The organism is Sorangium sp. So ce124, assembly GCF_051525235.1.
GTDB lineage: Bacteria > Myxococcota_A > Polyangia > Polyangiales > Polyangiaceae > Sorangium > Sorangium atrum.
Window position 1 is genome coordinate 4,300,101 of the sequence record NZ_CP150312.1, and the last position, 14,378, is coordinate 4,314,478.

Here is a 14,378-nt window from a genome sequence, read left to right on the forward strand (position 1 = left end):
CCTGGCCGGTCGTGAGCTCGCGCCGCGAGTCTTCCCCATCCACGCGCGCCGCCCTGGAAAGGTGGCGCGCGAAGAGGCTCGCTCTCATGACCGAACGTACCAGTACCCCGTCCACGTCTCCTTCGTCCTTTGCGCCCATCGACTCCGTCGCTGCGCTCCTCGATGCGGCGCGCCGCGAGGGGCTCCGTCTCGTCACGTCCCACGCCGACTTCGATACGAGCGGGCTCGACTTCCTCGTCGTGCACGCCCGCGACGAGGACGGCGTGCCGTGGGTCGTGCGCACGCCGCGCCGCCTCGCGGTGGTCGCGTCTGCGCGCGTGGAGGCCCGCGTGCTGGCCCTCGTGCGCAGGCGTCTGCCGGTCGCCGTGCCCGACTGGCGCGTGCACACCGATCAGGTGATCGCGTATCCGCGGCTCGTCGACGTACCCGCGGTGACCGTGGATCCCGAGGCGGGCGTGCGCTGGAACCGCGTCGACCCGGCGGCGCCCTCGGCGGCGTTCATCGCGTCCGTCGCGGAGGCCCTGGCCGCGCTGCAGCGCATCGATGCGGCGGAGGTCGATGCGGCGGGCGTCCCCGTGAAGCCGATCGACGACGCGCGCCAGGCCCTCGCGCGCGCCATGGACGAGACGCGCGCCGTGCTGGCGCCCCCGGACGTCCTGTGGGCGCGCTGGCAGCGCTGGCTCGCGGACGACGCCATCTGGCCGCGCGACCTCGCCCTCGTGCACGGCGACCTGCACCCCGGGCACATGCTCGTCGACGAGGGCGGCCGGCTCACCGGGATCCTCGACTGGACCGAGGCCCACCTCGGCGACCCCTCGGGCGACTTCGCGCTCTTCGCCGGCGCCTTCGGCAAGGGGGTGCTCGACGCGCTCATCGCGCGCTTCGAGGCGGCCGGCGGCGCCACGTGGCCCGGCCTCGCGGCCCACGCCGCCGAGCGCTGGGCGGCGTGGCCCGCGCTGGCGGCGAAGTGGGGCGTCGACTCGGGCAACGAGAGCGTCATCGAGCACGCGCGCAGCTTCGTCCCCGGGCTCGCGGTCGAGAGCGGATGACCGGAGGCGCGCGCCGAGGGCACGGCCGGGCGCGCACGGGACCGCTGCGCCGGGCCGCGTCGCGCCTCGATCGTCCGAAGGGACCTCGGCGCGGCCCGCGCGCTCTCCGGCGTCGTTCCGCGCGCCGCCGCGCCCTGATGATGCGCCGCGTTGTGCTGCGGCGCGTATTCAGCCGCTCCGGCCCTGGGTAGCCTCTCCGCATGAGCGGAGGACACGGCGCGGATGCCGGTGCGGCGGATCGCGCGCTCGTGCTCATGCTGCTGGGCACGGTGCTCCTCGTATCGCCGGCCCGGCTGCTCTGGGCCCGCGGCCTGCTCGCGGTCGCCGCCGTCTTCGCGGTGTGGGCCGCGCTGATCGCGCTCGCCGTGCTCGCGACGCGCGCCGATCGCGCTGACCGCGATCGCGGCGAGCCCCCCCGCGACGAGCGCGAGCGCGGCGGCTCCGCGCCCGGTGACCGTGATCGAGGGCCGCCGTGATCGACGTCGGCGTCCTCCTGTTCGCCACGGTGGCCTGGCTCGCCGTGCTCGCCGCGATAGCGCTCGCCGCGCAGCGCGAGCGGATCCCCCGCGCGCTCGCGCGTCACCCGCTCGTCCTCGCCCTCTCGCTCGGCGTCTACGCCTCGTCGTGGACCTACTACGGCGGCGTCGGCTTCGCGCAGCGCCACGGCCTCGTCTTCCTCGCTGTCTACCTCGGCCCGACGCTCGCGTGCGTCGCCACCCCGCTCCTCTGGTCGCGCGTCCTGCGGATCACGCGCGAGCAGCGCCTCTCCTCGCTCGCCGACCTCTTCGCCTTCCGCTTCCAGAGCCCCGCGGCGGGGGCGGTCGTCGCCGCCTTCTCTCTCGTCGCCAGCGTGCCCTACATCGCGCAGCAGTTCCGCGCGACCGAGCAGTCGGTCCGCGTGCTCTCCGGGCCCGGGCACGAGGAGGCCGTGGGCGCCGTCTTCTGGGCGCTGCTCACGCTCTTCACGGCGTTCTTCGGCGCCCGCCCGGCCGCCGAGCAGGGGCGGGAGGACGGCCTCGCGGCGGCGGTCGCGTTCGAGTCGGCGGCGAAGCTCGCCGTGCTCGCGGCCGTGGGCCTCGTCGCCGTGCTCGGGGTGTTCGGCGGGGCGGGCGGGCTCGCGGGCTGGCTCGGCGAGCACGCCGCCGAGGTCGAGGCGCTCGGCCGCCCCGTGCGCGAGGACAGCGGCTGGACGTCGATGCTCGTCATCAGCTTCGCCGCCGCCTTCCTGCTGCCGAGGCAGTGGCACATGGCGTTCGCCAGCGGCGCCGGCGACCGCGCGCTCGCCAAGGCGGCCTGGGCCTTCCCGCTCTTCCTGCTCGCGCTCAACCTGCCCGTCCTGCCCGTCCTCTGGGCCGGGACCCGCCTCGCGCCGGCCGAGCCCGCCGACAGCTACGTGCTGCTCGTGCCGCAGCTGCTCGGCCAGGGCTGGCTCGCCCTCGCCGCGTTCATCGGCGGCATCTCCGCGGCGAGCGCCATGGTCATGGTCACGGCCGTCGCCCTCGCGAGCGCCAGCGCCACGCACCTGCTCCTGCCGCTCGCCCGGAGGACGCTGCGCCGCAACGTCTACGCGCGCGTGCTGTGGCTCCGCCGCGGGCTCCTGGTCGTCATCCTCGCCGGCGGGTGGCTCTTCCACCGCGCGCAGCCGCACCGCGGGCTGCTCGTCGAGAGCGGCATCGTGTCGTTCGTCGCCTTCGCGCAGTTCCTGCCGGGGCTCTTCGCCGCGCTCTTCTGGGAGCGCGCGACGCGCGCCGGGTTCCTCGCCGGGCTCGTGGCCGGCATCGGCACCTGGACCGCCACCTGCCTCGCGCCCTTCCTGCCCGAGCTGTCCGGGCTCGACCCGGGGTGGCTCGATCTCCTGCGCGAGGGCGCGGGCCGGGCCGACCCCGCCGTGTACGTGACGGTCACGGACACCTGGTCGCTGCCCACGTTCGTGTCGCTCGCCGTCAACGGCGCCACGCTCGGGCTCGTCTCGCTCCTGCGCCCCCCGGCCGAGGAGGAGCGCGAGGCGGCGCGCCTGTGCACGCGCCGCGAGATCGGCCCGTCGGTCGAGCGCGCGACCGTGGCCTCGAGCGTCGGCGCGCTGGAGGAGCGGCTCGCGCGGCTGCTCGGCCGCGAGGCGGCCGCGCTCGAGGTCACGCGCGCCCGGATCGAGCTCGACATCCCGCGCGACGAGACGCGGTCCACGGAGCTCCACGCGCTGCAGGAGCGCCTGCACCGCAACCTGTCGCCGCTCGTCGGCCCGGTGCTCGCGAGGACCGTCGCGGAGGCGGACGCGCAGGCCGCCCCCGCGGCGTTCGGCAGCCGAGCGGCGAGCGGCGCGCTCACCGAGGAGCTCCGGTGGCTGGAGCGGCGCCTCGCGCGCGGGGAGGCCACGACGACGTTCGTCGGCGCCGCGAAGGAGCTCGACCTCCTGCGGCGCTGGCTCCGCTCGGTGCTCGCGCAGCTCCCCCTCGGCGTCTGCGCCGTCGGCTCCGACGGCGCGATCAGCCTCGTGAACCGCCGCCTCGAGGCGCTCGTCGGCGCCGAGGAGCGCGACCTCGTCGGGGCGCCGCTCGACCGGCTGCCGGCCCCGTTCGCGGAGCTGTTCGCGCGCGCCGCCCGCGCCGCCTCCGCGGGCGAGGGCGGCGCGGACGAGATCGAGGCGCACGTGGCCGGCCGCGCGCGCTCGCTGCGCGTCCACCGCGCCGCGCTCGACCCGCTCGACGCGCGCGCAGCCTCGGGGGGCGTGGTCCTCCTCGTGGAGGACCGCACCGAGCAGCGCGCGCTCGAGGCGCAGCTCGCCCACCGCGACCGCCTCGCCCAGCTCGGCCGCCTCGCCGCCGGCGTGGCCCACGAGGTCGGCAACCCGCTCACCGGCATCGCCTGCCTCGCGCAGAACCTCCGCGCCGAGTCCGACAGCGACGAGATCCGCGCGCGGGCGGGCCTCATCCTCGGCGAGGCGGCGCGCATCGAGGCCATCCTGCGCTCCCTGCTCGACCACAGCCGCACCGGCGCCGTGCCGAAGCCCGGCGAGGGCGCGCGCGCGCGGGTCGGGCGCGTGGCGCTCTCCGAGGTGGTCGCCGAGGCCGTGCGGCTCATCCGGCTCGATCGCGCGGCGCCCCACGTCCGGGTGGACCAGGCCTGTCCCGACTCGCTCGTCGTCATCGGCGACCGGCGCGAGCTCGTCCAGGTCTTCGTCAACCTGCTCGCGAACGCCCGCGACGCGTCCGAGGCCGGCGCGCTCATCGCCGTCCGAGGGTGGATCGAGGCCGGCCAGATCGTTGTCGAGGTCGAGGACCACGGCAGCGGCATCCCCGAGGAGCTCCTCGCCGCGGTGCTGGAGCCGTTCGTGACGACGAAGCGCGACCCGAGCGGCACGGGGCTCGGCCTGCCGCTCTCGCGCTCGATCGTCGAGGATCACGGCGGGTCCCTCGCGCTGCGGAGCGCGGTGGGGCGGGGGACGACGGTCGTCGTCCGGCTGCCGCTCGCGGGCGCGGGGTGAAGCGGTCGGCGCGGGACGTCGGGTGTTACCGATCGTAACGAGACGTGGCCGAACGAGCCTGCCAACGTGCTTGCCCCGTGGACGAACAGGTATTCTCAAGGCTGCTTGCGTGGTATTCAGATCAAAGAGAGCAGCATTCCGCGAGCCGGGGGTGACAGGGGCATCGCCCCGCGCGCTGCCCGGCCCCTCCTCCGCCATCGCGTGCGAGGGAGGACGAGCCATGAATGACACCCTGGCTGCCTCTTTACCGCTCGGCGCGCCTGTAAGCCCGTCTCCGGCCCTCTCGACAAGCGCTGGAACTCCTCCGAGGAACCGTTCCCATGGCACAGACGTCTCCCCAAACCTTCGCCGTGAACCCCACGAGCCCGGCCCCCGCGGCCGCCGGGCGTGAGGTCGTCGACAGCTCCACGCTCTGGAAGGTCATCTTCGCGTCCGCTGGCGGTACGATGATCGAGTGGTACGACTTCTATATCTTCGGGAGTCTCGCCGCGATCATCTCGACCCACTTCTTCCCGAAGGACAACCCGACCGCGAGCTTCCTCTTGACGCTCGGCACGTTCGCCACGGGCTTCGTCGTCCGCCCGTTCGGCGCGCTCGTGTTCGGGCGCGTCGGCGATATCGTCGGCCGGAAGTACGCATTTCTCGTGACGCTGCTGCTCATGGGCGGCGCGACGGCGGTGATCGGCCTCCTCCCCACGTACGAGAAGATTGGGCTCTTCGCCCCGCTCGCGCTCGTCCTGATCCGCCTCGTGCAGGGCCTCGCGCTTGGCGGTGAGTACGGCGGCGCGGCGGTGTACGTCGCCGAGCACTCGCCCGACGAGAAGCGCGGCTTCTACACCTCGTTCATCCAGATCACGGCGACGCTCGGCCTGTTCGTCTCGCTGGCGGTGATCCTCGGGACCCGCCTTGTCGTGGGCGAGGACACGTTCAAGGACTGGGGCTGGCGTATCCCGTTCCTCCTGTCGGTGTTCCTCGTCGCCGTGTCCTTCTACGTGCGTACTCGCCTCAAGGAGTCGCCGATCTTCGCCAAGCTCAAGGCCGAGGGGAAGACGTCGGCCGCGCCCATCAAGGACAGCCTCGGCAACAAGCGCAACTGGAAGGTCATCCTCGTCGCCCTGTTCGGCGCCACGGCCGGTCAGGGCGTGGTCTGGTACACGGGGCAGTTCTACGCGCTCTACTTCCTGCAGAACACGCTGAAGGTCCCCTTCGTCACGGCCACCATCGTGGTCGCCGCCGCGCTCGCCCTCGGCATGCCGTTCTTCGTGTTCTTCGGCTCTCTCTCGGATCGCATCGGCCGCAAGAAGATCATGCTCGCGGGCAACCTGTGCGGTGCGATCGGCTTCTTCCCCGTGTTCTGGGCGATGAAGCAGAACGCGGACAACCCGGTCGTGCTCACCGCGCTCGTGTTCGTGCTCGTGCTGTTCGTCACGATGGTCTATGGCCCGATCGCGGCCTACCTGGTCGAGGCCTTCCCTGCGAAGGTGCGTTACACGTCGCTGTCGATCCCGTACCACGTCGGCAACGGCGTGTTCGGCGGGCTCTTGCCGCTCATCGCCTCGTCGGTGACGGTCGCGACAGGCAACATCTACGCGGGGCTCCTCTATCCGATCGCGGTGGCGCTCATCACCGTTGTCGTCGGCGGGCTCTTCCTGAAAGAGCGGAGCGACGTGCGCCTCTGGGACGAGCTCGATCGCCCGGCTTGACGGCGATCTCCCGGCGGACGGAGCGCTGCTCGCGTGCTGTCCGCCGCCTCTTGCTCCTTGCAGATCCGTGAGATACGGGCTCAGCCGTCAGGCTCCGGAGCGAGGCATACGAAGGTACGCCGCCGCGAGCCGAACGACGCGGATGCGCCTGTGGAGCTGAGGCATCTCCTCGAATCTCCGCGCTCACCTTATCTCCGTAATATACCTGTCATTTCGGCTCTCTAGGCGCCGGGCATCGTCCACGCATAGCTGGTGGGGGCTCGGGCCCGGTGGCGCGGGAGGCCTCGGCGAACCGCCCGGCCCCCGTGGGGTGTGGTCGTCGCGCGCGGCACGGACGGGCTGAACTCGCCTGGGACGTCCTGTGCCCGACGTGCTGCGCACGTCGGGCACAGGACGTCATTTGGGCTCAAACATCAGCCCGTCCGTGCCGCGCGCGACGACCACACCTCACGGGGGCCTACGGGATGTGGGACGGCATGGGGTGAGCCTGGGCGACGAGGCGATTCGGCTGAGAGGCGCTCTGTTACCGCGTCGCTCGAGCGCGGCCCTGATTTCGAGCACGAGCCACAGAGGTCGCGAGGGCACAGAGAAGTGCACCCGTGTGTGCTCTGTGTACCCATGGTTCAAATAGTTTCTCTCGAAGGAACCTGGATGACCGTGGGAGACGCGATGTTGGTGAATCGCGTCGATGAATAGTTTTGTTGCTGCTGATGGGCTTCAAGGCCTCCGATGTGCACTGTGCTTCTTCGTTACATCGAACCACAGCATGGTATTGATGTATCGCCTGCTTGAGAGAGCAATTGTGCTTGACTCGGTACGTGGTGTGATCGAAGGGTCTCTCGTCGGGAATCTGGAAATCGGGGGCTGCGAAACAAAGATAGGTTGAGCGCGCCGTGTCATCTGCTTTGCGCGCGGCGCGTCGGCGTGGCATCTTACGGAACTTGCTTGCGGCCATCCGGCCGCTCCTAGGAGAAAATTTATGCGCTTTGCTAGCTCGCTGAGCTTCGGCTTGGTTTCGATCGCTTGCTGCCTGGCTGCCTGCATCGCTTCGTCTCCAGACGACGAGGAGATCCTGTCGCTGGAGGACGAGCTGCTCAGCTCGGACGGGACGATGTCGGCGGAGCTGTCGTACCAGTCGCAGTGGCCGACGGGGTACTGCGCCAACGTGACCGTGAAGAACGGGAGCTCGAAGGCAAGCACCTCGTGGGGACTGGCGATCGGGCTCAACGGCGCGGCGCTGGCCAACTCGTGGAACGCGCGGGTCACGCAGTCGAATGGGACGCTGAACGCGACCAACGAGAGCTACAACGGCTCGCTGGGAGCAGGAGCGTCGACGACCTGGGGGTTCTGCGCGAACGGCACGGGGAAGCCCTCGATCACGTCGGTCAACGGCAACGGGAACGGCGGCTCGACGTCAGTGAGCTCCAGCAGCAGCGCTTCGAGCAGCTCCAGCAGCGCTTCGAGCAGCTCGAGCAGCAGCACCTCGGCCAGCTCAGGCGGAGGCGGGAGCGGAGGCGCGGGCGGGAGCGGAGGCGCGGGCGGGAGCGGCGGTTCGGGCGGCAGCGGTGGAGGCCCGATGGTCAATTCCGGCCTTCCGACGCCGCCCGGGCCCAGCAACGTCGCGAAGCCGTCGGGCGCGGCCGGCGGGTTCAGGGTCATCAACTGGGCCGGCTTCACGGGCGCCGTGTCGTACACGTTCGACGACTCGAACTCGAGCCAGATCCAGAACTACGACACGCTGAACGCGCTCGACGTTCCGTTCACCTTCTACCTCCAGACCGGCAAGACGGAATCGACCAATTCGGTGTGGCAAAGGGCGCTGAACGACGGGCACGAGCTCGGCAACCACACGAAGAGCCATTCGAGCAACGACAGTGGCGCCGATACGGACGCCGCGACGCAGTTCATCGAGAGCAGGTTCGGCACCAAGGTGTGGACGATGGCGGCTCCGAACGGCTCGTCCGTGTACTCGAGCATCGCCAGGACGCGCTTCCTCATCAACCGCGGCGTGGCCAACAACCTCATCGGCCCGAACGACTCGACCGATCCGTTCACGCTGCCCTGCTACATCCCGCCGACCGGCGCCTCCACGGCGACGATGGATCAGCAGGTCACGAGCGCGCGGGACGCCAAGAAGTGGCGCACCGTCCTGGTGCACGGCTTCACCGGCGGCTCCGATGGCGCCTATCAGCCCGTACAGCTCCAGGCCTTCGTCGATCACGTCAAGCACTCCAAGGCGCTCGGCGACATGTGGCTCGACAGCGTGGTCAACGTCGGCGCTTACTGGCGCGGCCAGAAGGCGGTCTCCTCCGCCTCCTCCTCGACGTCCGGCGGCGCGACGACCTACACGTGGCAGCTGCCCGACCACTTCCCGCCGGGCAAGTACCTGCGCGTGACGGTCAACGGCGGCACGCTCAAGCAGAACGGCGTTCCGCTGAGCTGGGATCCGCACGGCTACTACGAAGTGGCGCTCGACGCGAAGTCCGTGACGCTGTCGCCGTGACGAAGCGGGCCCGCGCCCCGCGGGCCCCCTCCCGCCGCGATGCGCGCGGGCCGAGCAATCCGGACCCGAGTCAGCCGCGGAGCGCTCTGTCGCCGAGCGGCTGGAGCTCGCTTCTGGCCTCGTGAGAGAAGGAATCGACGAGGCACAGAGGGCACGGACGAGAGCGCGCAGGGGTGGCGGGGGCTTTGGCCGAAGGTGGGGATGTTGAACCGCCAAGACGCCAAAAGACGCCAAGAAAAATCTTAAGAATCTTGGCGTCTTTTGGCGTCTTGGCGGTTTCATCGTTCCGGCATGGTAGGGGAGTTTACCCGCCTCCCCGCGAAGGAGCTCTGTGTCCTCCGCGGGTCCAACGTGGCAACTCATGGAGTTTGCTTGCGGCCCGCTCGGCCGCTTTCAGGAGAAGATTTATGCGCTTTGCTAGCTTGCTGAGCTGGGGCTCAGTCTCGATCGTTTGCTGCCTGGCGTCGGCGCGATCGTGATCACTCACGGCGAGTCGGACGCCGGCAGCTCCAGCTACAAGAACGACCTCATCAAGCTCTGGTCGGACTACAACGCCGATCTCAAGCCGTTGACCGGGCAGACCCGATCGATCCCGATGTTCGTGTCGCAGCAGCACGCCTATCCGAGCGGCTCGAACCAGCGGTCGGCAGCCACGCTCGCGCAGTGGCAGGCCGGGATCGACCGCCCGGGGGACATCATCTGCTCCGGGCCGAAGTACCAGTACCCGTACGCGAGCGACAACATCCACATGACCGCGATCGGGTACGAGCGGCTCGGCGAGAAGCTCGGGCAGATCTACAACGAGAAGGTCGTGCAGGGCCGTGACTGGCAGCCGCTCCAGCCGACGCGGGTCGAGCGCAGCGGTCGCGTCATCACGGTGCACTTCCACGTGCCCGTGCCGCCGCTCGCCTGGGACAGCTCGCTCCCCGCGCCGCACCAGAGCGCGCTCACCGAGTGGGCGCAGGGGCGCGGGTTCGAGGTCCGCACGGCGAGCACCAGGATCCCGATCAGCTCCGTCGCGATCTCGGGCGACACCGTGCGCATCACGGTCGGCAACGATCTCCCTGCGACGGGCGTCTGGGTCGGCTACGCCATGACCAGCGACGGGACGGCGTTCTCCGGCCGGACGTGGCGCTCGGGCCAGCTGCGCGACTCCGATCCTTTCGTCGGATCGATGACGGGGACCGCGCAGCCGAACTACGCGGTGGCGTTCGAGATGGCCGTGCCCTGAGCCTCACCGGCGCGGCGCCTTCCTCGGGATCGTCGCCGCCGAGGTCGACGGCCAGACGTCTGGCGATGGATAGCCAGGCGTCTGGCCGACCCCCGTCACAGCCGCGGATCGATCGGCTCGCTCTCCAGCGCGAGCACCCCGAACACACACTCGTGCACGCGATGGAGCGGCTCGCCCTCCACGAATCGGTGGAGCGCCTCCAGGCCGAGCGCGTACTCCCGCAGCGCGAGCGCGCGCTTCCCCGACACGCTGCGGCTCCGCAGCCGCGTGAGGTGCTGCGGCATCAGGTACTCCGGCCCGTAGATGATGCGCAGGTACTCCGGCCCGCGACACTTGATCGCCGGCTGGACGAGCCCGCGCGGGCCGCGCACGACCCACTCCCACGACTTCACCACCATGCCCTCGCCGCCGCGCTCGACCATCTCCGTCCAGAAGGCCACCGCCTGCGCCTCGCTCTGCGGGTCCGAGAGGTCGACCACGCGGTGCGGGGTCTCCACGAAGAACGCCGGATCGACCTCGGCGAGCCGCGCGAGCTGCCGCAGGTGGAAGCCGTGGTCCCGCGCCGCGTGCACCGCGCCCTCGCTCGCGAGCAGGTGGAACGGCGCCAGACGGATGTCCGCCAGCGACCGCACCGGCCAGCAGTAGCGCCGGTAAGCCGCCACGTACCCGTCCATCGCCGCCTTCCGGGCCGCGTGGCGCTCGAGCAGCACCCGCGCGCTCTCGTCGCGCGCGGCGGCCTTCTCCAGCGCCCGCACCGCCGCGTCGAGCGAAGCGCGGCCCGACGAGCCCACGGCGGCGTACTGGCCGCGCAGGAGATCCTGCGCCTTCGCCGACCAGGGCAGGAGCTCCGCGTCGAGGCAGACCCAGTCCGTGCGCAGCTCGGCCCACAGATCCGCCCGATCCATCGCCGCCCGCACCCGGTCGATGAGCTCCCGGCTCCGCGCCTCGTCCGAGAAGAACGGCCTGCCCGTGCGCGTCGTGCACACGCCGAGCGGCCCCTCGTCGAGGCGGAACCGCCGCCGCCGCGCGGCCTCGTCGCGGCACACGACGAGCACCGCGCGCGACCCCATGTGCTTCTCCTCGCAGACGACGCGGCCCACGCCGTTCTGCCGGAAGTACGCGAACGCCTCGCGCGGGTGCTCGAGCAGGCCCCCGTCCTTCGACGTCTCGCTCGGCGACATCGTGGGCGGCAGGTAGATGAGCCACCGAGGATCCACGGCGAAGCGGCTCATCGCCTCGAGCGCCGCCGCCGCGTTCTCCTCGCGGATCGTCACCATGCCGTGCACCCGCGTCCGGATCGCGCGCCGGCCGCGCACGTCGTCGATGTCGAGCACGTCGTAGGCCTGCCCGCGCGATCCGGCCTTCGGCTCGCCCGCGAGCGGCGCGAGCGGCTTCGCGGGCTCGTAGTACACGCGGCGCGACTTGACCTCGACGAGCTCGCGCTCCGGGTAGCGGAGCGCCGTGAGCGCGCCGCCGAACACGCACCCCGTGTCGATGCAGATCGTGCGGTTCTCCCACTCGGCCACCGTCGTCGGCGTGTGGCCGTAGACCACCATCGCCTTGCCGCGGTACTCCGAGGCCCAGTTGTACCGCACGGGCAGGCCGTACTCGTCGGTCTCGCCCGTGGTCTCGCCGTACAGGCAGAACTCGCGCACCGCGCCCGAGCCCCGGCCCTGGAACGCCTCCTTCACCCCCGCGTGCGCGACCGCGAGGTTGCCGTCGTCGAGCACGTAGTGGCTGACGAGCCCGTCGATGAAGTCCGCCGCCTTCGCCTTGAACGCGTCCGTCTCCGCCTCGAGCTGCTCGAGCGTCCGCTCGAGCCCGTGCGTCGGCTTCACGTCGCGCCCGCGCAGCTTCTTGAGCAGCTTCACGTCGTGGTTGCCGGGCACGCAGAGCGCGGCGCCCGACTCGACCATCGCCATCGCGAGGCGCAGCACGTCGGGCGAGCGCGGCCCGCGGTCCACGAGGTCGCCGAGGAAGATCGCGCGCCGGCCCTCGGGGTGCAACGCGCGCGGCGCGTCCGGCAGCCCCTCCAGCTTGTAGCCGAGCGCCTCGAGCAGCTCGACAAGCTCGTCGAAGCAGCCGTGGACGTCGCCGATGATGTCGAACGGCCCGCGCTCGTCGCGGCGGTCGGTCCACAGGCGCTGCCGCTCGATCGTGGCCGCCGCCACCTCCTCGGGCGAGGAGAGCACGTGCACGTAGCGGAAGCCCTCGCGCCGGAGCTCCTTGAGCGAGCGGCGCAGCTCGCGGCTCTGGCCCCGCACGACGTGCGGGCCGAACTGCCGGTCTGGCCGGCCGGCGTTGCGCGCGTGGCAGAGCTTCTCCGGCATGTCGAGCACGATGGCCACCGGCAGCACGTGGTGCTCGCGCGCGAGCGCGACGAGCGGCCTGCGCGCGTCCGCCTGTACGTTGGTCGCGTCGACAACGGCGAGCCGCCCCGACGCGAGCCGCTTGCCCGCGATGAAGTGCAGGACCTCGAAGGCGGCCGCGCTGGCGGACTGATCGTTCTCGTCGTCGGACACGACGCCGCGGTAGTGGTCCGACGAGAGGATTTCGGTCGGCTTGAAGTGCGCCCTCGCGAACGTGCTCTTGCCGGAGCCGGACGCGCCGACGAGCACGACCAGCGAGAGGGAAGGGACGATGAGGGGTGCCTGCTCGCTCACGACGCCGCCTCCATCGCCTGCGCGAGGGCGCTGCCCGCGCCGCCCGCGCCGCCGTCCTGGGCCTCTCCGCCGCCCGCGCCGTTGGTGCTGCTGGCGCCGCCCGCGCTGCCCCCGCCGCCCTCGCGCGTGAAGATCGCCATCTGCGTCGGCGCGCCGAGCGAGGGATCCATCGGGCCGATGGGCAGGTGCTCGACGGCGTAGCCGTGCGCGGCCGCGACCCCCTCGCAGAAGGCGTGGAACTCGGCGCGCGTCCACTCGAAGCGGTGGTCGCCGTGGCGGAGCGCGCCGCGCGGCAGCCCCTCGAACAGCGCGTTGTACTCGGCGTTCGGGGTGGTCACGAGGACGACGCGCGGCCGCGCGTGCTCGAAGACGCTGCGCGTGAGCGCGCCGAGCCGCGAGAGGTCCACGTGCTCGATGACCTCGACGAGGGTCGCGGCGTCGTAGCCCGAGAAGCGCGCGTCGCGGTAGGTGACCGACGCCTGGAAGAGCTGGATGCGCCGCCGCTGCTTGTCGGGCAGGTCGTCGAGGCGCAGCCGGTTCCTGGCGATCTCGAGGCTGCGCATGGAGACGTCGGCGCCCGCCACGCGCTCGAAGACGCGCTCGTCGACGAGGCGCTTCAGCAGCTTGCCCTCGCCGCAGCCGAGGTCGAGCACGCTCCTCGCCTCGGCCCGGCGGAGCGCCGCGACCACGGCCTCGCGCCGCGCCTCGTCGAGGCTGATCCGCGCCTCGCCGCGGTCCTCGGGCGCGGCCTTCTCGTCCTCGGCCTCCTCGGGGCTCGCCTCGTCGTCGGCCACGAGCCGCGCGAGCGCGGCCCGGAAGAGCGGCCGGCTGTGCTTCAGGTAGCGGAGCGCGATCGCCTCGCGCTCCGGGTGCTCGGCGAGCCACCCCTTGCCCTTGGCGAGGAGGTTGTCGACCTCGGCGTCGCCCACGTAGTAGTGCTTCTTGTCGTCGAGCACGGGCACGAGCACGTAGAGGTGCGCGAGCAGCTCCCTGAGCCGGCACGTCCTCGCGAGCGAGACGCGCAGGTACGCGCTCTGGCCCCACTCCGGGAACGTCTCGTCGAGCGGGAGGCGCTCGGCCGCGATCTCGTAGCCCAGCGGCTCGAAGAGCCGCCGGAGCAGCGCCTCTCCGCCGCGGCACGGCAGGGCCTCGATCGTGGCGGAGAGGGGGATCGGCGCGTCGGCGAGCTCCGGGCGGTCGCGGCACTTGCCGCCGAGCGCCGAGCCGAAGACCTGCGCGATCGCCACGGAGAGGAACGACGAGGCGACGTAGGGCCGGTCGTTCACGTACTGCGCGAGCGTCCCGGGCTCGCCCGCGCCGCGCCCGCGCACGAGGTCCACGGGGTCGACGTCGAGCAGCAGCGCCGCTGTGCACCGCTCCTCGGTCGCCTCGGGATAGAACACGTGCGCCTTGCCGAACGACAGCGGGAACGACTGCGTGTACGCAGGGTTCTTGACGAGCAGGTAGCCAAGATCGGTCGCCGGCCTGTGCGTGGTGGTGAGCGTGAGGAGCATCGGGGGCCGCAGTCTACGTGAGCGGAGCGACTCGCCACAATCGCGGCCGCTGTGCGCCCGCCGCGCGGCGAGCGCCGCTCCCGAGCGCGGCAGACAGGGAATCTCTCGCCGCCCGGGGACCGGCGATGGAGCGAGATCGCGGGCGAGCGGCGCGCGACCGCTCGGTCCGCGACACGGGGGGACCCGGCGCTGCTAGTGTCGAACGGGTGGCGCGGGAGCCCGCAAGCGAGGGAA

Annotated in this window: 8 protein-coding genes; 6 read left to right on the forward strand and 2 right to left on the reverse strand. The window is 71.7% G+C overall.

Annotated features, from left to right (window positions below; genetic code table 11):
* Positions 1–86 precede the first annotated feature (86 nt).
* The 6 genes from WMF19_RS16265 to WMF19_RS16290 all read left to right on the forward strand — a co-directional run bounded on the left by WMF19_RS16265 (position 87) and on the right by WMF19_RS16290 (position 9,967).
* Complete coding sequence (locus WMF19_RS16265; protein ID WP_437899945.1) at positions 87–1,049, forward strand: macrolide 2'-phosphotransferase; 963 nt, start codon at positions 87–89, stop codon at positions 1,047–1,049.
* A gap of 200 nt (positions 1,050–1,249) precedes the next feature.
* Positions 1,250–1,525 carry a hypothetical protein gene (locus tag WMF19_RS16270; RefSeq protein ID WP_272103784.1) on the forward strand — a complete coding sequence of 92 codons (276 nt, stop codon included), beginning with the start codon at positions 1,250–1,252 and terminating at the stop codon, positions 1,523–1,525.
* Positions 1,522–4,530 carry an ATP-binding protein gene (locus WMF19_RS16275; RefSeq protein ID WP_437899946.1) on the forward strand — a complete coding sequence of 1,003 codons (3,009 nt, stop codon included), beginning with the start codon at positions 1,522–1,524 and terminating at the stop codon, positions 4,528–4,530. Before WMF19_RS16270 ends, WMF19_RS16275 begins: the two co-directional genes overlap by 4 nt.
* 320 nt (positions 4,531–4,850) lie before the next feature.
* Positions 4,851–6,233: an MFS transporter gene (locus WMF19_RS16280; RefSeq protein WP_437329501.1), complete on the forward strand. Its 1,383-nt coding sequence runs from the start codon at positions 4,851–4,853 to the stop codon at positions 6,231–6,233.
* 979 nt (positions 6,234–7,212) lie between these two features.
* Positions 7,213–8,736, forward strand: a complete 1,524-nt coding sequence (locus WMF19_RS16285) for a cellulose binding domain-containing protein (protein WP_437899947.1) — start codon at positions 7,213–7,215, stop codon at positions 8,734–8,736.
* Positions 8,737–9,211: 475 nt separating this feature from the next.
* Complete coding sequence (locus tag WMF19_RS16290) at positions 9,212–9,967, forward strand: hypothetical protein (RefSeq protein WP_437899949.1); 756 nt, start codon at positions 9,212–9,214, stop codon at positions 9,965–9,967.
* A gap of 95 nt (positions 9,968–10,062) precedes the next feature.
* Here WMF19_RS16290 and WMF19_RS16295 read toward each other — a convergent pair whose 3' ends face one another.
* Both WMF19_RS16295 and WMF19_RS16300 read right to left on the reverse strand, forming a co-directional pair.
* On the reverse strand, positions 10,063–12,630 hold the full coding sequence (locus WMF19_RS16295; protein ID WP_437899951.1) for a polynucleotide kinase-phosphatase: 2,568 nt from the start codon (positions 12,628–12,630) through the stop codon (positions 10,063–10,065).
* The gene (locus WMF19_RS16300) at positions 12,627–14,144 is read right to left on the reverse strand and encodes a 3' terminal RNA ribose 2'-O-methyltransferase Hen1 (RefSeq protein ID WP_437899953.1); all 1,518 of its coding nucleotides are present in this window, start codon (positions 14,142–14,144) and stop codon (positions 12,627–12,629) included. Before WMF19_RS16300 ends, WMF19_RS16295 begins: the two co-directional genes overlap by 4 nt.
* Positions 14,145–14,378 lie beyond the last annotated feature (234 nt).